This window comes from Tepidibacillus infernus, from assembly GCF_048898065.1.
GTDB classification, from domain to species: domain Bacteria; phylum Bacillota; class Bacilli; order Tepidibacillales; family Tepidibacillaceae; genus Tepidibacillus_B; species Tepidibacillus_B infernus.
Window position 1 is genome coordinate 1,475,864 of sequence record NZ_JBLWFI010000001.1, and the last position, 25,245, is coordinate 1,501,108.

Consider the following 25,245-nt stretch of genomic DNA (forward strand, 5'->3'; position numbering starts at 1 on the left):
TTAACCTCTTTGAATTGCAGCAAATCCTGTACGTACCAAATCTTTAATTCCATACGGACGAAGCAATTCAATCATGGCGTTCAATTTATCTTCATCCCCTGTTGCCTGAATGGTAATCGTATTATGAGATACGTCTACAACTGTTGTTCGAAATGGCTCAACTAAATTGGTGATTTCCGGCAATGAAGCAGGATTTGCTCTCACTTTTACCATGACCAATTCCCTTGTCACAATCGGTTCATTCGTAATATCCATCACCTTATGAACATCAATTTGCTTATGCAACTGTTTCTTCACTTGTTCAACCAATGATTGATCGCCATGGACTACAATCGTCATTCGGGATAAGCCTATTCCTTCTGTCCTTCCAACAGTAATCGAATCGATATTAAACCCCCTTCGGTTAAACATCCCTGCAATTCTTGTTAACACACCAGCTTGATCATTGACGATAATCGATAAAGTATGTTTCATTAGAAATCATCCCCTTCCATCGCTTCATCCAAAGAAGCTCCAGCAGGAACAAATGGAAAAACATTTTCTTCATTTTCAACTATAAAATTCATCACAACAGGTCCAGGATGGTTGAATGCTTTTTCAATCACTTCAGTTACTTCTTCTTTCTTCGTTGCCTTCAATCCGAGAATCCCATAAGCATCTGCAAGTTTAACAAAATCTGGATTCGTAATGGTTGTAGAAGAATAACGTCGTTCATTAAATAGCTCTTGCCATTGCCGTACCATGCCTAAAAAAGAATTATTCATAATCGCTAACTTAATCGGGATATTTTCTTGTGCAACTGTCGCCAACTCTTGAATATTCATTTGAATGCTTCCATCACCTGAAATACAAATCACTTGTTTATCTGGATGAGCTAACTGGGCACCGATTGCTGCAGGTAAGCCAAACCCCATCGTTCCAAGACCACCTGAAGTTAATAGGGTTCTAGGTTTTTCGAATTTAAAAAATTGTGCCGTCCACATTTGATGTTGCCCAACATCGGTAGAAACGATTGCATCCTGACTCGCAAAATCGGATAATCGTTCAATGACATATTGAGTTTTTATTCGTTCTTTAGAATCCCTGTATCTTACTGGTTTTTCCTTTTTTAATTGTTGTAGATGTTCGATCCAATCGCTATGATGAAGGTGTTTTGTTTCTTTGACCAATTTTTGTAGTACACGTTTCACATCACCAACTAGTGGTAAATGTGCAGTAACCACTTTGCCAACTTCTGCTGGATCAATATCGACATGAATCAGTTTTGCTTTTGGTGCAAATCTTTCAATTTTTCCTGTCACACGATCGCTAAATCTCATACCAAAAGCAATGAGTAAATCCGCATTTTGAATCGCATGATTGGCAGTTACGGTTCCATGCATTCCAGGCATCCCTAACCATAGAGGATGGCTTGCAGGAAACCCTCCTATTCCCATCAGTGTGGTGGTTACAGGAATCTGTAATTTTTCCGCAAATTGAAGCAGTTCCTTAGAAGCATTGGAAAGAATGACTCCCCCACCAGCTAGGATAAGTGGCCTTTTCGCTTGTTGAATCGTTTTGATTACTTTCGTCACTTGACTAGGATTTGGATCAACTGTGGGTTGGTAGCTAGGAATATGAACCGTTTCTGGATAAACAAATGGTGCTGACTGAACCGAAATATCTTTTGGGATGTCGATTAAAACAGGACCTGGACGACCTGTCCTAGCAATGTAAAAAGCTTCTTTTAAGATTTTCGGTAAATCTTCTATTCTTTGTACTAAGTAGTTGTGCTTGGTTATTGGCATCGTAATCCCTGTAATGTCTGCTTCTTGAAAAGCATCTGTTCCAATGTATGAGGTTGGAACCTGACCAGTTATTACGACAAGTGGAATAGAATCCATAAATGCGTTTGTAATTCCTGTTACTAAATTAGTGGCACCAGGGCCAGAGGTGGCTATACAAACCCCAACTTTTCCCGTTGCCCTCGCATAACCATCGGCTGCATGGATCGCACCTTGTTCATGCCGGGAAAGGACATGCTTTAAACCAGAATCATACAATGCATCATAAATGGGAATAACCGCCCCACCAGGATAGCCAAACAGGACATCAACTCCTTCTTGTTTTAAACACTCAACCACCATCTCCGCACCCGTTTTCATCACGATTACCGGTTCCTCTACCAATTGCTCCTCTACATGCTGATAGGCTTCTGCTCGCATTTTCTCTCCACCTTTCTCTCCATTTTTAATAAAGAAACTAAACCTCTCTTTCCCATATTCCTGGCCCCCGCAAAAGTAATCGGAGTTCGCTCCGAAGATAGTTGTCACTTTTATGGGAAATTTTAATACTTCCAAACTGCCCCTGTATTTGCTGATGTGACGTATTGTGCGTAGCGTTTTAAATATCCTTTTAAGTCCTTCTTGACATATGGGTTTTCTTTTAAACGATTCAATCGACTTTCCATTTCTTCTTCGCTTAATTCAACTTCAATTTTTCGGGCTGGAATGTCGACGGAAATGATGTCTCCTTCTTCAACTGCTGCAATTGGACCAAAGGCAGCTGCTTCCGGTGAAACATGGCCAATCGATGCACCGCGTGTTGCTCCTGAAAACCGTCCATCCGTAATCAAGGCGACACTTGAATCTAATCCCATACCTGCCAAGGCAGAAGTAGGAGTTAACATTTCTCTCATGCCTGGACCCCCTTTTGGCCCTTCGTAACGGATGACAACGACATCCCCTGAATGGATTCTTCCACCCATAATTGCTTCTACTGCTTCTTCTTCCCCGTTAAATACTCTTGCTGGGCCTTGATGAACTAACATTTCTGGTGCAACAGCTCCTTGTTTTACAACTGCCCCATTTGGAGCTAGATTACCAAAAAGAAGGGCCAATCCTCCTGTTTGTGAATAAGGATCTTCTACAGATCGGATGACATCTTTATTTTTTACCTCCATCTTCGAAATCGTTTCTTCTAAGGTTTTTCCTGATACAGTAAGCACTTCTTTATTTAAATACCCATGATCCATCAATTCTTTCATCACTGCAGATACCCCACCAGCCCGGTCTAAGACTTCCACATGATTAGAACCAGCAGGACTTAATTTGCAAAGTTGCGGGGTTTCAGCAGAAATTTGGTTAATTTCTTCTAAGGTGAGCTTTACTCCCATTTCATGGGCAATCGCTAACACATGAAGAACTGTATTGGATGACCCTCCCAAAGCCATATCTACTTTTAATGCATTTTCAAATGCTGCTTTGGTCATTATCTGACTTGGACGAATGTCTTTTTCTACTAATTCCATGATTTTCATCCCAGCGTATTTGGCTAACCGATCTCTTGCTGCCATCACAGCAGGAATCGTTCCATTTCCAGGTAACGCCATTCCAAGGGCTTCTGTTAAACAATTCATTGAATTTGCTGTAAACATTCCTGAACAGCTACCACCACCTGGGCAAGCACTTTCTTCTAAAATCTGTAATTCTTCTTCTGACATTTTACCTGCTTTTACTGCGCCAACCGCTTCAAAAACAGTAGATAAGTCTACATATTGTTCTCCAACTTGGCCAGCTAACATCGCGCCACCGCTTAAAATGATGGAAGGAAGGTTTAATCTTGCTGCAGCCATTAACATACCTGGAACCACTTTATCACAGTTTGGCATTAAAACTAGACCATCGAATTGATGTGCAGACACTACTGTTTCAACACTATCTGTAATCAATTCACGACTGGCTAAAGAATACTGCATTCCCGTATGGTTCATCGCAATCCCATCACATACGGCAATCGTATTCACTTCAAATGGAGTACCGCCCGCCATTCTAATTCCTGCTTTCACTTCTTCAGCTAACCGACGTAAATGTTTGTGACCGGGCACGATCTCACTAAAGGAATTCACTACACCAATCAGTGGTTGTTGTAGCTCTTCATCGGTAATCCCCATTGCTTTAAACAAAGCTCTGTGTGGTGCTCTTTCAATTCCTTTTGTTACTTTATGTGAATTCATCGGTTTTCTTCCTCCCTCGCTTTAGTTTGTTTAGCTTGTATATTCCATCATTGCTTTTGGAATATACAAAAAAGACTCCATTCCAAATGACATGAATTTTCACATCATTTGGGACGAAGTCTTCGTGGTACCACCCATCTTCGCTTTCCTTTTCACAAAGGAAAACCTCGATACGTGCAGTAAAAGATTGCACGTCATGGCGTAACGGCCAAGGCCGAACTTTATTACTGTGATCTATATCGATCAGTTCACAAAGTTGATTCAAAGGTGAGTTCGCAAAGGGGTTACGGCTAAGATCTCAGCTTTCCTTAGCTCTCTGAACATAACGGTTTCCTTTGTTACTTGTCCTTATCATCATCTTTTTACGTATTGCTTAACAACTGCTTTAATTTTTTAAAGTGTTATTGGAATTATAATGCCGTAAAATTTACATGTCAATTGCTTTTTTTCTGAATTTTCGTTCTTGTAAATTTTTGAAAACGCTTAACCAATTGCCATTGTTGGACTTTTTGGTTTAAAAATTTTTTTTTAATTTTTATCTGAATTTCGTTTAAGAACATTGAAAACGCTTTATTTTAGCCTGTTTTACGTTATGCCAAATCAAAATGCTCCTACCTAGGTAGGAGCATTTTTTCCCTTTTTATTTATTTTTTTTAATCTTATCTAATTTTCATTTTTAAGTTCTCGAATCAGATTTTTTATATCTTCAGGTATAGGGGCTTCAATCTCAATTTTTTCGTGAAGAAATGGATGATTAAAGCTTAACTTTGCTCCATGTAAAGCTTGGCGATTGATGCCCTTTTTCAACCCCCCATAAAGGGTGTCCCCAAACAATGGATGGCCAATATACTCAAGATGAACACGGATTTGGTGAGTTCTTCCTGTATCTAGTTGAAGTTTAACCATTGATGCATGTTCAAAGGTTTCGATCACCTGGTAATGAGTGATTGCAGTGTCACCACCCGTTGATACTCTGCGACGTGTAGGATGATGACGATCTCTCCCTATAGGCAGATCAATGGTTCCTTTAGGAGGATTAGGAATTCCTGAGATAACGGCTAAGTACTCCCTCTTAATTTTCCGTTCCCTTAAGTCTTCATCTAAAATCGCTTGAGCTAAAGCATGCTTCGCCACTAAGATTGCTCCTGTCGTATCCTTGTCCAAACGATGAATATGCCTTACTTTGGTTTGCAAACCTTGCGTTTGGTAATAAAAAGCAATTGCATGAGCCAATGTTCCTTTTTGGCTTGGATCTGTTGGATGAACAGAAATTCCACTTTGTTTGTTCACAACTAAAACATGATCGTCTTCGTAGAGAATGTCGATTGGAATTGGCTCTGGTTCTAGCCCGTAATTCTCTCGTTCAAAAACTTTTATCTGAAGCCGATCCCCTGGTTTTAGTCTGTAAGCTAGAAAGCTCTTTTTTCCGTTCACCTGAATACCATTTCGATGTGTTAATTTTTGAACCATTCTTCCAGAGATTTGTAAGTTGGTTTTACACACTTCTTCGATCGTTTTCCCATGCTCTTGATTAGAAACGCGAAATTCCAACCATTCGCCTTTTCGTTGAATTGCTGACATCCTATAACAACATCCTCATCTATTTTTCTAACCATTCTGTATGGAAGGTACCCTCTTTATCGATTCGTTGATAGGTATGAGCTCCAAAATAATCCCTTTGGGCTTGAATCAAATTAGCTGGTAGTCTCTCAGTTCTATAGCTGTCATAATAAGCGATTGCGCTCGCAAAACCTGGTGCGGGAATTCCATTTAATACAGCAATCGATACCACTTTTCTTAAAGAATCTTGATAACTCTCAAGGATCTTTTGAAAATAAGGAGCCAATAATAAATTTTCTAATTGTGGATTCTGATCAAATGCATCTTTTATATTCTGTAAGAATTTCGCCCGAATAATGCAACCACCGCGCCAGCCCATAGCGATTTCTCCAAATTTTAAATTCCAATCATATTCTTTAGATGCGGCTTTTAATTGGGCAAAACCTTGTGCGTAAGAAATAATTTTGCTTGCATATAAAGCTCTTCTAATGTCTTCAATCCATTGCGTTTTATCTTCTGATAACGGTTCTCTCTTTGGACCATTTAAAATTTTACTAGCGTTGATACGTTCATCTTTAAGTGCTGAAATAAAACGAGCAAATACAGACTCTGTAATGACTGGAAGGGGAACTCCTAAATCAAGAGCACCTTGACTTGTCCATTTCCCTGTTCCTTTTTGTCCTGCTGCATCCATAATCACATCTACTAAGGGTTTACCTGTTTCTTCGTCGATTTTGGTGAAAATATCTGCTGTGATTTCAATCAGATAACTATCTAACTCTCCTTGCTTCCACTCAGAAAATACTTGATGCAGTTCGTTTGCATCTAATTGTAAAAGTTCTTTTAATAAATGATAAGATTCACTAATCAGTTGCATATCACCATATTCAATTCCATTATGCACCATTTTTACATAATGACCTGCACCGTTAGGGCCAATATAAGAACAACAAGGTTGGCCATCCACTTCTGCAGCGATGCTTGTTAACATAGGCTCTACTAATTTATAGGCATCTTCTTGCCCCCCTGGCATAATTGCAGGGCCTTTTAATGCCCCTTCTTCTCCACCGGAAATACCTGCGCCAATAAAGCGTATTCCTGCTGCTTCTAACTCTTTATTTCGTTTAATGGTGTCCATAAAATAGGCATTTCCACCGTCAATCAGAATGTCCCCTTTTTCTAGATGGGGCTTTAGTTGATTGATCGTTGCATCAGTTGGTTCTCCTGCCTTGACCATAATGATGATTTTTCTTGGTTTTTCTAAGGATTCAATAAATTCTTCAACACTATATGTACCAATAAGGTTCTTTCCTTTTGCCTCTTTTACTAATTCATCTGTTTTTTCACGAGAACGATTATATACAGATACGGAAAATCCTTTGCTCTCAATATTTAAGGCTAGATTCTTGCCCATAACTGCAAGACCTACCACACCAATTTGCTGTTTTGCCATTTGCTTGCTCACCTTTCTTTATCAACTTTATCCTATTTTGTAGGCTACCCTTCAACATGAAATGTATTCCATTTTTATAAACCCTATTTTATACTATCTCTTTTCATCCTTGGTTTCAATTGGGCAAGTATTCAATCTAACCAAAAGAAAAAAGGATGGCTCCAATCAGCTAAAGTAGGTAGCACATCCTTCCGGGAGGGGCAACCTGTCCTTGTCCCTTCCCTTCTCTATTCATATTATACAATATTAAAATTATGCATAAAAGTTTTTGAAGAAAAGATTTCAAAAACGGCTCAAAACAAAAAAAGAAACCCTCTTTATGAATAGAACGGATAAAGCAGCATGCTGATAAGTGTGCCACTTTATGTGACGAAAATTAAATCCAACTAGTTAGTCTTAAATTTATATTTTGTAACAGATCGATATATTTCATCTTTCTCAACTATTGTTGATGGAAAATGGGAATGATGAATAGCATCTGGTAGACCTTGTGTTTCAAGACATAAACCAAGATAACGTTGTGCTTTTACACCTCGTATTGTAAAATCTTCTGATAATTGATTACCAGTATAAAGGACAACCCCCGGTTGATCTGTTTCAATGATTAAAGCCCTACCACTTTCAGTATCTTGTAAATATATTTCACCATTATTATTTTCTGATAATAGGAATGGATGGTCATAACCATTTCCGGCTAATACATTTTGCTGATCTTTTGATACAACTCCATCCTGTATTTTTCGTCCTGTTCTAAAATCAAAAACTGTATTTTCTACAGAGAGTATCTGTCCAGTAGGTAGCAACTGTTCATCCAATTCAAGAAACCGATCACTTTTCAATGTTAATACATGATCAAGAATGTTTCTTTTTAAATTCCCGCTTAAATTAAAGTAAGAGTGATTGGTAACATTGATTACCGTTCTTTGATCACTTATCCCTTCATATTCAATGATTAACTCATTACTATTATTTAGTGTATATATCACTTTCATCTGCAAGTTCCCTGGATAGCCTTCTTCTCCGTCCTTGCTGATATATTGAAATACTAGACTGACATCATCTTTATTTTCTTTTACCTCTACATGCCATATTACTTTGTCAAATCCTTGTAATCCACCATGAAGATGGTTACCATTATCATTCTTTGCTAAATGATAGATCCTACCATCTAATTCAAATTCCGCATTTTTAATTCTACCAGCATGCCTACCCACGATTGCACCAAAATAAGGAGAATGCTGGCGGTATTCCTCAAGTGTATCAAAACCTAAAACAACATTTTCAATTGTACCATAGCGGTCAGGTATCATAATACGAGTAATAATACATCCATAATCAATACTGGTTACTTCCATACCATGATCATTGATCAGTGTAAAAGACCTAACGATCTGCCCGTCCAACTCTGCAAATTTTTCCTTTACCACTTTCATTTTCAATACTCCAATCGATTATAATTGTTCAATAAACCGTTTGAAAGCTTTTTGCCCCACTTCATCTCGTTTAAATACTCCTGCATCTTCCAGACACTTTAGAAACTTAAATCCAACCTCTTTTTTCAATATATCCTTTACTGTGTCACTAGTAATTGATGCAGCATATTGTTCTTTAATCTCCTTAGCCCATTGCATATGATAGTCTTTCACCTGATGTGGCATTCCCAATAAGAACTTTTCTATTTCAACTAACTCTGTTGCTAAACGTGCAGGTAAAACAGCTAAGCCCATGACCTCAATCAAACCGATATTTTCTTTTTTAATATAGTGTACATCTTGGTGTGGGTGAAATATACCAAGCGGATATTCCTCACTCGTACGATTATTTCGTAAAACAAGATCAACCTCGTATTGACCATTACGTTTGCGGGCAATCGGTGTAATGGTATTGTGCCTTGTTTCGTTTGTATAAGCGATGATATTTACTTCTGGATCACTATAATTTACCCATTTTTCCAAAATCACGTTGGAGGCATCAACAAGCTCTTCCTTATCTTTTCCCCTTAAACGAATTACTGACATTGGCCATTTAATGACAGAAGCTTGAATAGATGGATAATTACTTAACGAAAATGTATAATCATCAACCGCCTTTGCCATTGCAAATTCATAATTTCCAGCTTGATAGTGGTCGTGAGATAAGATTGAACCACCCACAATCGGTAAATCTGCATTTGAACCAATAAAATAATGAGGAAATTTTTCGACAAACTCCAATAGTCTTTGAAATGTCCCTCTATCTATCTTCATATCCCTATGTTCACCAGATAGAATAATACTATGTTCATTGTAATAAACATATGGAGAATACTGGAAGAACCAAGGTTCCTCTGATAATTCAATTGGTATGATTCTGTGATTTGAACGAGCAGGATGGTTAATCCTCCCTACGTAGCCTTCATTTTCAATACAAAGCAAACATTTCGGATATTTAGTAGAAGGGATTTTCAGTTCCCGTTCTCGTACGATCTGTCTTGGGTCTTTCTCTGGCTTAGATAAATTAATCGTAATATCTAGTTCTCCAAAGGGTGTTTCTGTAACATAATTTATATTTTTTGCTATACTCTTTGTTTGAATATAGTTGCTATTTCTGCTTAACTTGTAAAAATAATTTGTTGCTTCAGCAGGATCTTTACTGTATTTTCCGTAAAATTCCTTATTTACGTCTGAAGGTCTTGGCAAAAATACATTCATGATCTTCGCAGACAAGATTTCTTTTTCTGCTTGCAAATCATCAACTATACCTTTCTTTACTGCAAAATTAACGATCACATCCAATAAACCAGGGATATCTAGATCAATATCCAGTTTTACTTCCTCTGGAAAGTCATTCAATGCAAGTAAAGATAAAATTTGGTTTCGTGCATAGATTTCATCTTCTATATTTATTAATTGAACAGAGAGAGCCTGTGTGACAAGTGCCTGTATAGCTGAATATATTTCCATATAACATCCCCTCCTAATCATTAAAACCGTTAGGATGTGATTGATGCCAATTCCATGCGTCTTCAATGATTTGATGAATCGATGTTCTTTGGGGATTCCAACCAAGAATTTTTTTAACCTTGTCAGACGAAGCAATAAGTCTGCTAGGATCGCCAGCCCTTCTTGGTGCAACTTTTGCTGGAATTGGATGTTGAGTTACGGTACGAACGGCTTCAATGATCTCTTTTACTGAAAACCCTTTACTACTTCCAAGATTGAAAATATCGCTTTTCCCTCCATTTTGTAGGTAATGAAGAGCAAGGATATGTGCATCGATTAAATCCTCAACATGAATATAATCACGGATTCCTGTTCCATCCTCTGTATCATAATCATCACCAAAAATAGAGATATATTCACGTTTGCCTAAAGCAACTTGTAGAATCACTGGAATAAGATGTGTTTCCGGATGATGGTCTTCGCCAATCTCACCTGTTGGTCTAGCGCCTGCTACGTTAAAATAACGTAAGGATACATATTTTACTCCATGTGAAGCATCACACCATTTGAACATTTTCTCCATCGTTAATTTCGTTTCCCCATAGGCATTTGTGGGAACGGCTAGAGCATCTTCTGTAATAGGCATCACCTCTTGTTCCCCATAGGTAGCAGCACTCGATGAAAAGACAATATTCTTGACACCATATTCAACCATTACTTCTAATAATACTTGTGTGCCATATACATTATTGTCAAAATACTTCAATGGTTTTTCCATTGATTCTCCAACGAGTGAATTTGCAGCAAAATGGATAACACCATCGATCTTTTCATTTTCAAATACATGGCGTAAAAATTCTTTGTCGCGAATATCTCCTTGATAAAATTTAGCTTTTGAATGAATTGCTTGTCGATGTCCTGTTTGTAAATTATCTACAACCACAACTTCAACATTTTGGTCAATTAACTTATAAACGGCATGGGAACCGATATATCCAGCACCACCAAGTACTAAAATACTCATAGTCCAACCTCCATGGTAATTTCTTTTGTACCATCGCCAATACTTGCTACATAAAATGTGGCCTCATAACCAATTTTTTCTTTATATTTTTTTCCTACTTCTTGAATAAATGTTTCGATTTCATCATTTTCAACAATCGCAATTGCACAACCTCCAAATCCTGCGCCTGTCATCCTTGCCCCTAATACTCCTTTTTGTTGCCATGCCGCTTCTACTAATGTATCCAGTTCAACCCCCGTTACTTCATAATCTTCTTTTAACGATTGATGAGAGGCATTCATTAATTGGCCAAAGCTCTCAATATTTCTATTTTTCAATTCATGAAGGGCCTTTATCGTTCTTTGATTTTCATAAACTGCGTGCTTAGCTCTTCGTCTTAGAACATCATCTTCAATTAACTCTTTGTGTTGCTCAAATTCCTCTTCTGATAAATCACCTAATGTTTGTATCGAAAGTTCTTTTTGAAGCTGAGAAAGTGCTAGTTCACATTCACTGCGACGATCATTGTATTTCGAATCCGATAATTCTCTTCTTTTATTTGTGTTCATGATGATAATTTGATGATTTGTCAGATTTATTGGTGCGTATTCAAAGTGTAGGGTATTCGTATCTAGGAAGATTCCATTGTTCTTTTTACCCATTCCAATTGCAAACTGATCCATAATACCACTATTTACACCAATAAATTCGTTTTCTACCTTTTTGCCAAGTTTAACAAGTTCTAAACGATCAATGTCTAATGTAAAAATCTCATTGATCATCACCCCGATTAACATTTCTAGTGATGCAGAGGAGGAAAGGCCTGATCCATTCGATATATTACCATATACTAGCACCTCAAATCCTGATTCAACCTTCCAACCAGCTTCCAGTATATAACGAATCATCCCTTTTGGGTAATTGGCCCAACCATGATCTTTTTTATAAACTAAATCATCCAGACTAAATTTAATAATTCCTGCTTCTGAAAAATTCATTGAATATAAGTAGACCGATCGATCATCACGTTTTCTTACAAGTCCATATGTGCCATAAGTAATCGCACAGGGAAATACATGACCGCCATTGTAATCGGTATGCTCACCAATTAAATTAATTCGGCCTGGTGAGAAGAAAGCGCGGATTTCCTCGCTTTCTCCTTTTAGAAATATTTCATAAAATTTATTAACTAGTAATTGAATATCCATAAAAACAACTTCCCCTCAATTATCTTGATGGTATCTTAAAAACTACTATTTCGTTTAATTAGTTCGGTTGCAATGAAAACCTTTTTTGCTATCTTTCGTCCTGATATTCTTTCCATCAATAAATCAACTGCTGTTTCTCCCATGATCTCCGTATAAACTTTTAATGTTGTTAATGAGGGATAAATATATTTAGATACACTAATATCATTAATTCCAATAATGTTTACTCGTTCAGGAACAGAAATATTCTCCTCAAGCAGAGCTCGTAATGCGCCAATAGCGATTAAATCATTTCCTACAAAAAAGGCTGTTGGCAGGTTTTCTCCATGATCGTGAATTGCCTGCTTCATCATTTTATACCCATCATTCACTGTAAAGGTTTTTATATACATGTAATTTTCATCAAAAAGGTTAAGCTCTTGCATGTATGAACGAAACGTCTTATCTCGAAGATCTTCAATTTCTGCTGACCCATCTTTGAATGTTTCTCGGCCACCAATATAGCCAATCTTCTGGTGCCCCTTTTCAATTAAATAATTGATTATTTTTTTGGTTGCAACTTCAAAGTCAACAACAACCGAATCATAGGCATCCTCGTCAGGGCTATAATCAACAAATACAATATGATCTGTAATTTCAGCCAGTGTCGCCACTTGATTTTCACTGAATTTACCTACTGCAATCATTCCTTGTATCTCTTCTTGTTTTATCTCCTCTAAATTGTTATAAAAATATTTAACAACTTGGATGTCTAATTGTTGACAACGTTGTTCAATCCCAAAGCGGATAGACATATAATATAAATCTTCTAATTCTTCCTTTTCGGTATACCAATGAATCATTGCAATTTTTGCTGTTGAAGTTCTAACTGATCTTTTTTTATAGGATAGCTCTTCAGCCACTTCAAAGATTTTCTTCCTTGTTTCATCAGTTACCGATAACGTTGCGTCGTAATTTAACACTCTAGAAACAGTTGCAATGGAAACTCCTGCTTTTTCTGCAATATCCTTAATTGTAGCCATCTAAGCTACTCCTTTCTTCTTATTAATCTGAATTCTTTGATTCAAAACTACTATAACATAAGTTAATAAAAAAATTTAGTAAAAATATAGTAAGATTTTTATTATAATAATATTTTTAGTTAATTTTGTCTTTTATAATTTCATTATGCCAAGTTTCATTTATTTCTTTAATTTTTTTCAAATCACATTTTGGTTTTCGAGAATACGTGAGTAAGCCATTAATTTCTTGTTCAACATCTGTTAATTGTGTATAGCAGAATCCATGTAAAATTTTTGAAGCATAGACTGCTTCAAGAACTCTGCGATAATCCGCAACGAACTCTTGCTCATTTTTAACAGATGTATAACCCCATCCAGCATCCTCACCAACTTTAAAACCAATACCCCCAAACTCTGTTAGAAGAATAGGTTCCCCTTGGTGTTCAAAACCATTGGCATAAATCCCACGACGTGCAGGTTGTGAGTGAAGAATAGCATCTTTGGTGGATAAAGACTCTTTAAATGCTTCGTATTTTTCTTTTTCATCTTCACTTCCATGGTTATAATTATGAACCGCACAAATATCTGTTTTCGTTAACTCCCAACCATCATTTGAAATGACTAAACGAGTTGGATCATACGAATGAATCAGATGATACATCGCTAATGAATGATGTTGTTGTTGGTGATTTGCCCGAATCATTGGAACTCCCCAACTTTCGTTTATCGGAACCCAAGCCACAATAGAGGGATGATTATAATCCCGTTCAATAATTTCAATCCATTCCTTTGTTAGCCTAGCTACAGCATCTTGACTATAATAAGGCGATGACGCACACTCACCCCAGACCAAGTATCCCAATTGATCAGCCCAGTATAGGAAACGAGGATCTTCTACTTTTTGATGTTTTCTGCAGCCATTAAAACCCATTTCTTTAGCTAAAACAATATCTTTCTTTAAGTCTTCATCTGTTGGGGCAGTTAATAAACCATCTTCCCAGTATCCTTGGTCGAGAACGAGTTTTTGGTAATAAGGTTTATTGTTTAGATAAACCATACCATTTTCTGTGTGAATTTTCCTAAGACCAAAGTAAGATTCTATTTCATCCAAAACATTTTGGTTATCTTCATCTTTTAAAGTAATCTTTATATCAAATAAATTCGGAGTTTCTGGTGTCCAATTCCAACCATTATGATGGAACCCTGTTCTAAAAATATGTTGATTATATAGATTGATTGAACGCTTATTGTACGACTCGTAGATTTCAATTGTATCTCGAGCAACGAAATCATTCTTAATTTGAATTTCAATTTCTGCTTTCTTGTTCGCAAATTCTCCTATTACGTCAAACTCTACGTCAATCGAACCACGATCGATATCTGGAATCAATCTTAACTTCGAAATTCTAGTCGAGTTCACAGGTTCTAACCAAACCGTTTGCCAAATACCTGTTGTACGTGTGTACCAAATGGAATCCGATTTCTCAATCCAGAATTGTTTTCCTCTTGGAATGGTCTCATCAGTCGATGGGTCTTCAACTCTTACAACGATCGATTCTTTCTCCCATGTTAGATGTTCAGTAATGTCAAAGGAAAAAGGTGTATGTCCACCCTCATGATATCCAGCAAATTGTCCATTAACATAGATCCATGCACGATAATCTACGGCACCAAAATGAATAAGAATTTTTTTGTCATTCCATTCGTTTGGAATCGTAAATTCTCTTTTATACCAAACCCAGTCATGGAACGAAGGATCATGAATTCCACTTAATCTCGTTTGATATGCGAATGGAACATTAATTTTTCGATCAAATGGTTCATCCTTTTGAAACCATTTTTCCTTTAAGCCAACATTATTATCATCAAAGGCAAAACCCCATTCGCCATTTAAATTGAACCAATCCTTCCGTACTAGTTGTGGTCTGGGGTATTCTGATCGAGGGATTTTTTTCATTAACATTCATCTCCATTTATATTCTAGTCAATTATTCGTATCATGTAATAATCACTTTAAAAGTCAATACTATTCTTTTCCTCCACTAAATGTAATTCCTTGAACAAAGTATTTTTGTGCAAAAATAAAGACTATTAACATTGGAATCGTAGCAATTGTTGTTAATGCCATTAATTTACTTGGCGAGCTTACAAAACTTCCTAATTGCATAATGGCAATTCCAACGGAAACAGTTCTCATTTCCGGTGAGGAAGTGACGACTAATGGCCATAAAAAGTCATTATAAATAGATATAAAAGTAAATATGCCGAGTGTTAATAATGCAGGGTGGACTAGTGGAAGCATAATCGTCAAAAAAATTTTAAATTTATTTGCTCCATCAATCATTGCTGCTTCTTCAATATCCTTTGGTATGGTTAAAAAGAATTGTCTTAATAAAAAAACACCAAAAGCATTCGAGGTATACGGCAAGATTAAAGCCCAATACGTATCTAATAAGTTAAAATTGTTAAATTCCAAATAAAGCGGCAAGAAAATAACAATAAATGGAATCATCATCGTTGCAAGGAACATCCCAAAAATTATTTTACGAAATGGAAATTCTAATCTTGCCAACGCATAGGCTGCTAGAGCATCTATAATTACTACTAATAAAGAACCAGATACCCCAACAAAAATTGAATTCGCTAACCAACCTAAAACTGGGGTCTCATTCGTATTTTCAAACAAAGTATAAATGTAATTCGCTAGTGTTGGTCTTTCAGGAAACCAGTGAATTATAGAGGAATAAGCCTCTGCATCAGTCTTTAGAGATGTTGAAACCATCCATAAAATAGGAATAATAAAAAATAGACTGACTAAGATCGCAAGTAGTACAAGTAATATTTTATTTATTTTTTTATTCATTTATTTAACCTCCTCTATTTTCCTTCTTTGCCCATCAAGCGGAACTGAATTAAGGAGACCAACATAATAATTAAAGATAAACTTACAGCCATAGAAGTTGCTGTACCTAAAGATAAATTTGAAAAAGCTTCTTCATATATACTCATTAGCAGTACTTTTGTATCTGTTCCGGGACCACCACGAGTCATTAAAAATGGCTGCCCAAAAATATTAAATGAAGCAATTGTAGAGGTAACAAAGACAAACAATGTCACATTTTTAATAGACGGTAAGGTAATATTTATGAATTTTTGCCATGACCCAGCTCCGTCAATTTCTGCTGCTTCATATAAGGACTGTGGCACCTCATCTAAGGCATTTTGAAAGATAATCATGTTAAACCCTACTGTCCACCAAATGGTTGCAACTACAATTGATACCCATGCCCAAGAAGTAGTCGTTAACCATGCTATTTTAGGTATTCCTAAATCGGATAGATAAGCATTAATTAAACCACTATTTGTATCTAAGATCCATAGCCATAAAACTGAAATCACCGTTACAGATATGGCTGTTGGCAAGAAATAGATCGAACGGAAGAATCCTTTGAATTTACTTGGCAAATTCTTAATTATCAATGCTAATACCAGACCAACAACAACTAAAAATGGTACACTAAATATAACAAATTTAATGGTTTTCCAAAGCCCATCCCAAAATATTGTATGAATTCGTTTATCTGGATTAAACAAGTCTATATAATTCTCAAATCCTATAAAAGGGTGAGCATTTCCTATTAATTCCCAATCATGCAAACTAATATAAATTCCATAAATCAGTGGAACAACCATAAAAAATAAAAACGCCAACGTATAAGGTAATAAAAACAAATAAGATGTTAGATAGTTTTTTCGCTTCATATTGTCCTCCTTATAGAAATGGGGGAGAAATTCTCCCCCATTAAAGGTTCACATCTTAAAGGCTATTTTTGTTCATCAATGATTTGTTGTGCCTTTTTAGCTGCTTCATCAAGCGCTTGTTTTACGGGTAATTTATTCAATAATGCCAAATTAACATTTTCCCATAATGGGTTAGAAATTTGTCCCCATTTTTCAATTTGCGGACTGAATTTTGCATATTCAAACTCTTCGGCTACTTTTGGTTGTTGGTACATATCTTTAAATTCTTGAGATTCTCTAACCTTCACCGATGCAGGTGCTTGACCAGATTTCGCCCAATCAATTGCATTTTCAGAAATCCATTTCATAAAGGTTTGTGCGGCTTCATTTGTTTTTTCATCATTTACACTAGCTGGGATTACAAAGTTATGTCCATTTGCATACACGGATTGTTCTTTTGTCCCTAACATTGGAACAGGTGCAACTCCATAATTAATTTTTGCCTCTTCCCATGCGGCCATCATCCAAGGCCCATTTAAATGCATTGCATTTTTACCTTGTTTAAATAAAGTTACCTCTCCATCTTGCTGTACATTTGCTGGCGAAACTTTATATTCGAAAATTAAATCTTTTAAGAATTGTAAAGCTTCAACACCTTCTTGACTATTAAAAGTAACCTTCTTCGTTGAAGCATCAGCTAATTGACCACCATTTTGATATAAAACTGTTGGGAAAATAAATTGTTGTGGCCATAAAGTTGGAACGACAAAACCATATTGTTCTTTACTTACATCAGTTAATTTTTGAGCATATTGCAAGAATTCTTCACGAGTTTTTGGTGGTTTTTCTGGATCTAAGCCCGCAGCTTTAAATAAATCTTTGTTCCAATATAATACCAATGGATGAATATCTAGTGGAATACCATAACGCTTTCCGTTAATAAGCGATGCATTCCAAGCCGTAATAGCGAAATCGCTTTCTTTTAATCCAGCTTTTTGAACAAAAGTCCCTAAATCTTCTAATAAACCTTTACTTGCATATGTTGGAATTTGGTCAGTATGCATAATCATTAAATTTGGTAACGTTTGTTTTCCAGAAAAGGCTAAATCAATCATATTATAGTATTGATTTTGTGGAACGATATTTAAATCTACATTGATTTTTCCTTGATTCTCTTCATTAAATTTTTTAACCATATCTTTCATATATTGGCCATCCGGGCCTGAAAACGGCGCCCAAAAGACAACTTTTGTTGCACCACTTGCTCCTGAGTTATCCGCATTATCATTTGAATTACTGCCTGAACAAGCAGATAATGTAAACACCAATACGACTACCAGCATCAAGCTAACCCATTTTGAAACTTTAATCATCTTACTCTTTCCTCCTTTAATTCTTCATTGTCTATTGTTAGCATTTGCATTAAAAGATGTGAATTTTAATAATGTTTTTTTAATCTATTCTTATTTCCTGTTCCAAATAAGTAGGTCCTTCAATTTTTATTCTTCCATCTTCAAAAAAAAGCCTATCAATATACATTTGTCTTAATCCGCTAGGTGCATTAGGATAAGTATGAGTATGATAAATAATGTAAAGATTTTCACCATCTGGTCCAAGAGTTACACTATTATGACCTGGGCCGGATATACCATGTTCGAGATCTTTTGATAGGATTGGATTTTCTTTAGCTTTCTTAAACGGACCCATTGGATGATCAGAAACAGCGTATCCGATAGCATAATCTGCACTTGCATAAAAATTGGCTGAGTACATAAGATAATATCTTTTATCATGTTTTAGAACAAATGGACCCTCATTCCATTGAAAGTCTCTGTCAATACCTTCCCATTGTTGATCTGGGGTAATTAGCAATTGAGGTTGACCGATTAATTGAGTTAGACTCTGATCCATTTTTTGAACATATATTTGACTGACGTGTTTTCCATTGATGATATTTTCAGAGTTATCCTTAACATAATATAGATAGGGTGTCCCATCATTATCAATAAAGATATCCCCATCAATATAGGAACCTTCTTTTTTAATAATATCAACGCTAGTATCTTTAAATGGTCCTAATGGATCTTTACTTGTTGCAATTGAAATCCGTAAGTGTCCATCATTATTCCGAGCGCTGTAAACCATATAGAACATACCATCGTGTTTAATCACTTCTGGAGCCCAGAAATCACCAGTTGCCCATCTGTTTGCCTGCTCATAATGATCATATGCCAACCCTTTATATTCCCAACTTACTAAGTTATTAGATTTCCATACTTTAAATCCCCTTGTAGCTTCAGAAGTTGCATACATATAATAGGAGTTCCCTGTTTTCAATACAAACGGATCACCAATGTCAGTCATATCTCCAACAGGATTTTTATAAGTAATCGTTTTTTGCGCCAACAATGAATAGAACACCCCAATTCCTGCAATAACCGCAACAGACAACAAAATACTAGAGATTAAGAACACTTTTCGGTATTTCTCCTTCAATCTCTCCCCTCCTTTTTTAGTAGAATTAAGCGTATCCCTTTTCAGAAAACCCTTACTTGTTTACGCTTACATTATCGTTTAAAAAACAAAAAAATTCAAGTAAAAATTTTAGGAAATTTTTTACCTTGATTTGAATATAACCTTGTTTAAACAACTCGTCAATAACTTTACTCTTTAATATTTCTATCAGAAAACGATAACATTAGCTAATTTAGGTTATGTCATTATAAAAATAAATGTAGAAATTTCATAACCTGAATCAATATTTTTAGTAAAAAAAAGAGAGCTGCTTCGCTCTCAATTCAAAAAAATTAGCGCTATTCTATGTTAAAAGCATTTCTATAGAAAATCCCATATTAACGAACGATGGTAAACACAAGCCACATAAGTCCAAAGCTAATGATATTGCTTAAATTCGATTGGAATATTTTACAATGATTAGTTTTGCTATATTCTTGATCTGATTTTTTGCAAACGAAAAATCTAGATAGATTCTAAGAACTAATAAAACGAACACACAACTCCTTTTATAAAATGTTGTATGAAAACCTTCAGCATTTATTATACATTTGTTTGTAAAATGTGGGTATTAAAAAAGCAGCATTCCATTAGGCGTGCCGCTTTTTTGTATTGTTTGCATTATTATAAGATTCAGATAGAATTTGCATCGGATGTAATACTTTTTTATCTGTAAGCTGATCTAGTTGATTTTTGCACATGCCGCATTCTGTTACTGTATAATCTGCATTTAATTCTTCCACTGCTTCCTTCATCTGAATTCCTATTTTTAGCGATAGGTCAAATTTCTCTTCTTTAAATCCAAAAGTTCCACATTGGCCACAACAACCAGCAGCTAAATCCTGAATTTGATAATTAGGGATCAGTTCAAGAACATCCATAGCTGGGTTGCCAATTCCTTGGGATTTCATGTGACAAGGAGCATAGTATCCTGCTTTCACATTCATTGGAGCCAAATTCGTATTCATTTCTCCTTGCTCATGCAACATTCTTAAGTATTCATCAGCATCATATACATGTTCAGCTAATTCCTCGGCTCCAGGTATATTTAAAATAGAAACATACTCTTTTTTCAAAGCTAAAGTACAACTAGTACAAGTGAGTACCACATCGTATCCTTGACGTGTATATTCAAGCAGGCTATTCACATTAAATGTTGCATTTTTCATCAGTTGATCCATTTGGCCGTTTGCTAACATAGGAATGCTACAACAATGTTGTTCAGGATATGCTACTTCAATTCCGTTGTAAGCCATGACTTCCACAAAAGCCTCAGCTACCTCAGGGGCATTATATGTAGCATAGCAACCGACAAAATAGGCCACTTTTCGTTTCGTTTTTGCCGTTTTCTTTTTATAACGACGGTTGAAATTATTGATGGTGTACTTAGGAAATTTTCGTTCAGCATGAATTCCCATTATCTTTTGCATTATTTTACGCACGGGTTTGATCTCCATCACTGTATTTGTAATTGGTGCAAAAGTTGAAGCCACTTTTCCTACAAGTTCTGCTCGACTTAAGATTTTATCGCGAAACTTAGTACCTAACATCTCCGCGTGAATAGCTTTGACTTGTGCTGTTAATGTAGTGACATGCACATTTTCTGGGCAAGAGATATCACAGTTTCCACATAGCGTACATAGCTCAATACGTGGATCATCAATGAGTTCTTGATTCTCCATCAATCGTTTCAGCTCAGGTCCTAAATGTTTTGGTCCACCAAAATCTAGTGTTGCATTGGAAACAGGACAACTGACTACACAAGCATTACATTTGAGACATTGATCATAACTGGTTTCGAGTAAGTTTATCATGTTGTTCTCCTCCTACTTGTAAACGATAGCTATTCTTGATCACCGACTCATAACTGGATAGAATCGAAAAAATTCCACCTGTAATGCCGTATTTTGTGACACCTAAACCTTGTGCAGCTCCTACGAGAAAAAGATTCTTGTATGGATTCACAAGATTGCCTTGCTCACCCACTTCTAATCCTAGAGCTGTTTCTGTCACACCACTCAGCAATTGCTCTAGTCCTCCACCCAGGATTCCACCTGTGGCTAAAACAAATGATTTGCCCTTTACTTCGATCGTGTTATGGGTATTCCGTGCCATCACGGATTCAATCCATTGATTCACTCGATGACTATCCACTACCTTGGAATTGGCATACTGCCGTACACCCAAACGAATCATTTCTTTTTGCAATTGTTCTTGCAAACGAATGGCTGTTGCATTCGGTGGCATACCCACCGCTTCAGTAATGATTGTGTCCAATTCTGTCTTAAAATCGCTCCAAACAGTTTTCCAATTCATCACGCCTAATACAGAAGGCAGAATAATCAAATCTGGCTTACGAATCAATAACTCTTTCATCTTCGCTTTTATTTTGGAAATGACTTGTTTTCGAACTACCTCTTGTTCCAATAATCTAGCGGCATCAAGCTGTGTCATGGTTCGAAGCGAACGCTGACCTAATGAAATCGAGAAATGGTCAATGGTCAATTCAGAACGTTCACTTGCTAAATTTTCTGCAACATATGTGGGTTGAAAATCCGTAATTTCTTGGAATCCAACCACAACCACATGACCTCTATGAGGAATAGGAGCAACTGTTATCGGGTATAAGGCGGTTGATTTTAGAAAACCTGAACCCGTTACGATCTCTACGGGTTGCTCAATCTTGCCTTGATAGGGATTTCCTAATCGACTCATTAACTCCTTAAAACGGTCGATTCCACTCTCAACAAGTAATGGATTCCAGTCTTTGATCTGGTATTCTCGAATCAGCTCGCTCATTCCAGCATCTGATCCCGGAAAAATATCCATCACCCCTGTTGATTGAATGATCTTTCCTGTTCCTTGGCTCACAAGTGCAACTGAAGCTCCTTCTTCCTTAGCCCAGATTGCTGACAACATTCCAGTTAAGCCTTGACCGATTACAACCACATTATACATGAGCTTTCTCCCCCTTTTTTCCCATTCCCAAAGAAACATGATAAATGGTGTTCATCAAATCTAACTGCTTGGCTGTTTCTCCTGTCGCTACGACTTTCATCCCTTTTTGTCTCTCTGCTACCGCATCAAGTAGTGCTTTATTTGCTTCTTCTGATGTTGTGATGCCTCTTTCCACAGCTATTGCTGCTGTACGAAAATTACAGAATGTCCCCTGACATGTTCCCATTCCTAAACGTGTTCTCCTACGAATATCTCCTAAATGGAATTTTTCATCTGGTAAGACCGATTCGATTTCACCTAGGGTTACTTGTTCGCATTCGCAGACAACGATATTTAAAAGATCATTTTTTTGTAAGCCTTCTTCAATTTTTTTCGCACGATTACCTGCCCAATGAACTAACTTTTGTTTCACCGCCGGAGCCATATTCACTTGTTTAAAAAATTCCTTTGCTTCACGGTGTGGAACAATCTCTTCTGCCGTAGTACATTTAGTGGAAACACCTAACTTTTGACAAACTAAATCGACTGTTTTTTCTGCCATGTAACGGAAAGTTGTAAATTTACCGCCAGTAATAGTAATAATTCCCTCTATACCATCACGAGTTTTGTGATCAAGTAGTGCCATTCCTCGACTCACATTCCGCCCACTGTCTCCGATAGCACCTTTTTCTTGGTAAAGAGGTCTTACCCCCGCAAACGCGCGAATAATTCGCATCTGCTCAACATCAGAGATCATTGCCTTACCATCTCGAAGCATCTTGTCTACTTCTTCTCGGGATAGCGAAAAATCGTCAGGTTCAAGGACATTTACTCCAGTCGTTCCAAAGATAGTAACGTTATGCGCAGGCACAAATATATCAGCATCTCCTGGCTTACGTAAACGGTTAATTACTTTTTTATTAAAACGGTGATGAAACACCACTAACATTCCACGGTTATTGATCATATGAACTTCGCTACCAGCGAAAGCAGCAATTCTAGCAGCCCAAGGACCTGTCGCATTGACGACCATGTTGGCATGAATCTCAATTTGTTCACCCGTATTGACGTTACGAACAATGACACCAACCACACGGTTATCTCGCATGATCATCTGTTCTACCTGATGATATGTCAGTACTTTACTTCCTCTACGTACTGCATCTGCTGTCACATCAACAACTAATGTAAAACCATCTACTGCACCATCTGGTACATGATAAGCGGCTTGAATATTCTTCGATAAAGAAGGTTCTTCTAAAAAGACTTGCTCTAGTGGAACCTCTTTTACCGGAATCCCAGCTTTCTTACATCCTTCAAGCCATTTTTGAACAAAGGCATCGTCATCTTGAGGAACCTTTACAAAAAGGCCACCTGTATCTTCGACCGAACCCGGCACAGTCCGTTTCACAATTAAATTTTCTTCATAGCTTTCACGCGCGGTCTCTGCATCCCCAACCGCATATCTCGCACCTGAATGGAGTAGTCCATGATAGCGAGAGGAAGTACCATGAACTAAATCCTGTTGTTCAACAAGAATCGCTTTGATGCCACGAAGTGCCAAGTCTCTCAATACGCCAGCACCTGTCGCCCCTCCACCAATCACTACAACTTCAGTTTCCAGTTTTCTCATCGCCATTTCCCCCAAAAGATCTTATATATACAGAAAGAGACCAGCACAAATCATCCTTTGCACTAGTTTGTCAAAGGCTTGATTTGTTTGGTCTCTCCGAATCTCCAACCAAAATAACCGATAAAATTGTCTATATAAATTATAACACGCTTTCATTCAGGGTTAAAGTAGTAATCTAAAAAACATAAGAAGGGTGGAGATCATCCACCCTTTAAATTAATTCTTACTCCCTAATTTTGCAACACATTTAAACAACTATTAACCCGAAAGCATTGATTTCATTGATGTTTCCGGTGATTTTTATTTTATTTTTTTTGTCATATTTTAGTAGACTTTTGTAGAATAATTTGGTATAATGAAGGTAAAATCGTATTCAATTAAGGGAGCCATGTTCATGTTTCTTAGACAAGTGAAAAATAAAAAAACTGGTCGCATTTATTTATCCATCGTACAGAGCTATCGGGATGCTAATAGTAAATCCCCTAAATCCAGAACTATCGAATCTCTTGGTTATCTGGATGAACTAGAAAAACAATACGATGATCCGATTGCTTTTTTTAACGAAAAAATTAAACAGATGAACGAACAATACGCTTCTGAACGTTCTTCCATTTCTTTCACTATCCAACGGGATGAGCATATCCCGATCGGTTCAACGAATCGAAAAAATTTCGGTTATGCTGCATTGAGTAAGATCTATCATGATCTTGGAATCCATACCTTTCTCATCAACAGGCAACGCCATGCGAAGCATGATTACGATGCCAATAGTATCATGAAACTTCTAGTGTTTTCCCGCTTGCTTTACCCTGCTTCCAAGAAGAAAACATACGAAATCAAGGAGACATTTTTTGAAAAAAGCAACTTCACTTTGGACGATGTCTACCGCAGTCTAACCTTTTTCAACAAGCACAAGGATGCACTCCAGCTATGGCTCCATGAACGAATCAAGCGACAACATAACCGCAATACCAGTTTAGTCTATTACGATGTAACCAATTATTACTTTGAAATCGATGAGGCGGATGAACTCAGGAAAAAAGGTGTCTCTAAAGAGCACCGCCCAGACCCCATCGTGCAGATGGGACTTTTCATGGACACTGACGGCATTCCAATTACATACGGTCTTTATCCAGGGAATATGCTTGATAAACAAACTTTGATTCCGATGCTTAGGAGGATACAACGTCAATTCTCTCTTGGCCGAACGGTTGTGGTGGCAGACAAAGGCATGACGACAGGGGATAATATCTGGTATACACTCTCCGCAAAGAATGGTT

General features: G+C 36.9%; 19 protein-coding genes and 1 other annotated feature. Of the genes, 1 reads left to right on the forward strand and 18 read right to left on the reverse strand.

Annotated features, from left to right (window positions below):
* The 18 genes from ilvN to glpA form a co-directional block, all read right to left on the reverse strand.
* A complete protein-coding gene (gene ilvN / locus TEPIDINF_RS07435; RefSeq protein ID WP_068725279.1) occupies positions 1–474 on the reverse strand; it encodes an acetolactate synthase small subunit in 474 nt (157 codons plus the stop codon).
* Positions 474–2,204, reverse strand: a complete 1,731-nt coding sequence (ilvB, locus tag TEPIDINF_RS07440; protein ID WP_068727569.1) for a biosynthetic-type acetolactate synthase large subunit — start codon at positions 2,202–2,204, stop codon at positions 474–476. The genes ilvN and ilvB overlap by 1 nt, the downstream gene beginning before the upstream one ends.
* A gap of 122 nt (positions 2,205–2,326) precedes the next feature.
* The gene (ilvD, locus tag TEPIDINF_RS07445) at positions 2,327–3,994 is read right to left on the reverse strand and encodes a dihydroxy-acid dehydratase (protein ID WP_068725281.1); all 1,668 of its coding nucleotides are present in this window, start codon (positions 3,992–3,994) and stop codon (positions 2,327–2,329) included.
* Between the two features lie 106 nt (positions 3,995–4,100).
* Positions 4,101–4,358, reverse strand: a binding site (T-box leader).
* A gap of 299 nt (positions 4,359–4,657) precedes the next feature.
* Entirely contained in the window at positions 4,658–5,575 is a 918-nt protein-coding gene (locus tag TEPIDINF_RS07450; protein ID WP_421691662.1) for an RluA family pseudouridine synthase, read from the reverse strand.
* 19 nt (positions 5,576–5,594) lie between these two features.
* Positions 5,595–7,007 carry an NADP-dependent phosphogluconate dehydrogenase gene (gene gndA / locus TEPIDINF_RS07455; protein WP_421691663.1) on the reverse strand — a complete coding sequence of 471 codons (1,413 nt, stop codon included), beginning with the start codon at positions 7,005–7,007 and terminating at the stop codon, positions 5,595–5,597.
* Positions 7,008–7,393: 386 nt separating this feature from the next.
* Positions 7,394–8,440 carry an aldose epimerase family protein gene (locus tag TEPIDINF_RS07460; RefSeq protein ID WP_421691664.1) on the reverse strand — a complete coding sequence of 349 codons (1,047 nt, stop codon included), beginning with the start codon at positions 8,438–8,440 and terminating at the stop codon, positions 7,394–7,396.
* Positions 8,441–8,458: 18 nt separating this feature from the next.
* A complete protein-coding gene (gene galT, locus TEPIDINF_RS07465; RefSeq protein ID WP_421691665.1) occupies positions 8,459–9,949 on the reverse strand; it encodes a UDP-glucose--hexose-1-phosphate uridylyltransferase in 1,491 nt (496 codons plus the stop codon).
* Between the two features lie 13 nt (positions 9,950–9,962).
* Positions 9,963–10,952: a UDP-glucose 4-epimerase GalE gene (gene galE / locus TEPIDINF_RS07470; RefSeq protein ID WP_421691666.1), complete on the reverse strand. Its 990-nt coding sequence runs from the start codon at positions 10,950–10,952 to the stop codon at positions 9,963–9,965.
* Positions 10,949–12,139 (reverse strand): galactokinase, encoded by a 1,191-nt coding sequence (locus TEPIDINF_RS07475; RefSeq protein ID WP_421691667.1) that lies wholly within the window; start codon positions 12,137–12,139, stop codon positions 10,949–10,951. The genes galE and TEPIDINF_RS07475 overlap by 4 nt, the downstream gene beginning before the upstream one ends.
* Before the next feature lie 35 nt (positions 12,140–12,174).
* Positions 12,175–13,161, reverse strand: coding sequence for a LacI family DNA-binding transcriptional regulator (locus tag TEPIDINF_RS07480; RefSeq protein WP_068725299.1), 987 nt, complete (start codon positions 13,159–13,161; stop codon positions 12,175–12,177).
* 115 nt (positions 13,162–13,276) lie between these two features.
* Entirely contained in the window at positions 13,277–15,097 is a 1,821-nt protein-coding gene (locus tag TEPIDINF_RS07485) for a glycoside hydrolase family 2 protein (protein WP_421691668.1), read from the reverse strand.
* A gap of 69 nt (positions 15,098–15,166) precedes the next feature.
* On the reverse strand, positions 15,167–16,003 hold the full coding sequence (locus TEPIDINF_RS07490; protein ID WP_069799313.1) for a carbohydrate ABC transporter permease: 837 nt from the start codon (positions 16,001–16,003) through the stop codon (positions 15,167–15,169).
* Between the two features lie 14 nt (positions 16,004–16,017).
* Entirely contained in the window at positions 16,018–16,902 is an 885-nt protein-coding gene (locus TEPIDINF_RS07495) for a carbohydrate ABC transporter permease (protein ID WP_421691669.1), read from the reverse strand.
* A 62-nt stretch (positions 16,903–16,964) separates the two neighbouring features.
* Positions 16,965–18,254: an ABC transporter substrate-binding protein gene (locus TEPIDINF_RS07500; RefSeq protein WP_421691670.1), complete on the reverse strand. Its 1,290-nt coding sequence runs from the start codon at positions 18,252–18,254 to the stop codon at positions 16,965–16,967.
* A 79-nt stretch (positions 18,255–18,333) separates the two neighbouring features.
* On the reverse strand, positions 18,334–19,377 hold the full coding sequence (locus tag TEPIDINF_RS07505; protein WP_421691671.1) for a glycoside hydrolase family 43 protein: 1,044 nt from the start codon (positions 19,375–19,377) through the stop codon (positions 18,334–18,336).
* A gap of 608 nt (positions 19,378–19,985) precedes the next feature.
* A complete protein-coding gene (locus tag TEPIDINF_RS07510; protein WP_421691672.1) occupies positions 19,986–21,209 on the reverse strand; it encodes an anaerobic glycerol-3-phosphate dehydrogenase subunit C in 1,224 nt (407 codons plus the stop codon).
* Positions 21,181–22,353 (reverse strand): FAD-binding protein, encoded by a 1,173-nt coding sequence (locus TEPIDINF_RS07515; RefSeq protein WP_421691673.1) that lies wholly within the window; start codon positions 22,351–22,353, stop codon positions 21,181–21,183. The genes TEPIDINF_RS07510 and TEPIDINF_RS07515 overlap by 29 nt, the downstream gene beginning before the upstream one ends.
* Positions 22,346–23,965, reverse strand: coding sequence for an anaerobic glycerol-3-phosphate dehydrogenase subunit GlpA (gene glpA / locus TEPIDINF_RS07520; protein ID WP_068725319.1), 1,620 nt, complete (start codon positions 23,963–23,965; stop codon positions 22,346–22,348). Before glpA ends, TEPIDINF_RS07515 begins: the two co-directional genes overlap by 8 nt.
* A gap of 394 nt (positions 23,966–24,359) precedes the next feature.
* Between glpA and TEPIDINF_RS07525 the strand changes: the two genes are divergently transcribed.
* The coding region (locus TEPIDINF_RS07525; RefSeq protein ID WP_421691674.1) for an IS1634 family transposase at positions 24,360–25,245 on the forward strand (886 nt) is incomplete at its 3' end.

Excerpts from the sequence above, each read along its gene's own strand:
- ilvN (WP_068725279.1), bottom strand. The coding sequence starts at position 474 with ATGAAACATACTTTATCGATTATCGTCAATGATCAAGCTGGTGTGTTA.
- ilvB (WP_068727569.1), bottom strand. The coding sequence starts at position 2,204 with ATGCGAGCAGAAGCCTATCAGCATGTAGAGGAGCAATTGGTAGAGGAA.
- ilvD (WP_068725281.1), bottom strand. The coding sequence starts at position 3,994 with ATGAATTCACATAAAGTAACAAAAGGAATTGAAAGAGCACCACACAGA.
- TEPIDINF_RS07450 (WP_421691662.1), bottom strand. The coding sequence starts at position 5,575 with ATGTCAGCAATTCAACGAAAAGGCGAATGGTTGGAATTTCGCGTTTCT.
- gndA (WP_421691663.1), bottom strand. The coding sequence starts at position 7,007 with ATGGCAAAACAGCAAATTGGTGTGGTAGGTCTTGCAGTTATGGGCAAG.
- TEPIDINF_RS07460 (WP_421691664.1), bottom strand. The coding sequence starts at position 8,440 with ATGAAAGTGGTAAAGGAAAAATTTGCAGAGTTGGACGGGCAGATCGTT.
- galT (WP_421691665.1), bottom strand. The coding sequence starts at position 9,949 with ATGGAAATATATTCAGCTATACAGGCACTTGTCACACAGGCTCTCTCT.
- galE (WP_421691666.1), bottom strand. The coding sequence starts at position 10,952 with ATGAGTATTTTAGTACTTGGTGGTGCTGGATATATCGGTTCCCATGCC.
- TEPIDINF_RS07475 (WP_421691667.1), bottom strand. The coding sequence starts at position 12,139 with ATGGATATTCAATTACTAGTTAATAAATTTTATGAAATATTTCTAAAA.
- TEPIDINF_RS07480 (WP_068725299.1), bottom strand. The coding sequence starts at position 13,161 with ATGGCTACAATTAAGGATATTGCAGAAAAAGCAGGAGTTTCCATTGCA.
- TEPIDINF_RS07485 (WP_421691668.1), bottom strand. The coding sequence starts at position 15,097 with ATGAAAAAAATCCCTCGATCAGAATACCCCAGACCACAACTAGTACGG.
- TEPIDINF_RS07490 (WP_069799313.1), bottom strand. The coding sequence starts at position 16,003 with ATGAATAAAAAAATAAATAAAATATTACTTGTACTACTTGCGATCTTA.
- TEPIDINF_RS07495 (WP_421691669.1), bottom strand. The coding sequence starts at position 16,902 with ATGAAGCGAAAAAACTATCTAACATCTTATTTGTTTTTATTACCTTAT.
- TEPIDINF_RS07500 (WP_421691670.1), bottom strand. The coding sequence starts at position 18,254 with ATGATTAAAGTTTCAAAATGGGTTAGCTTGATGCTGGTAGTCGTATTG.
- TEPIDINF_RS07510 (WP_421691672.1), bottom strand. The coding sequence starts at position 21,209 with ATGATAAACTTACTCGAAACCAGTTATGATCAATGTCTCAAATGTAAT.
- TEPIDINF_RS07515 (WP_421691673.1), bottom strand. The coding sequence starts at position 22,353 with ATGTATAATGTGGTTGTAATCGGTCAAGGCTTAACTGGAATGTTGTCA.
- glpA (WP_068725319.1), bottom strand. The coding sequence starts at position 23,965 with ATGAGAAAACTGGAAACTGAAGTTGTAGTGATTGGTGGAGGGGCGACA.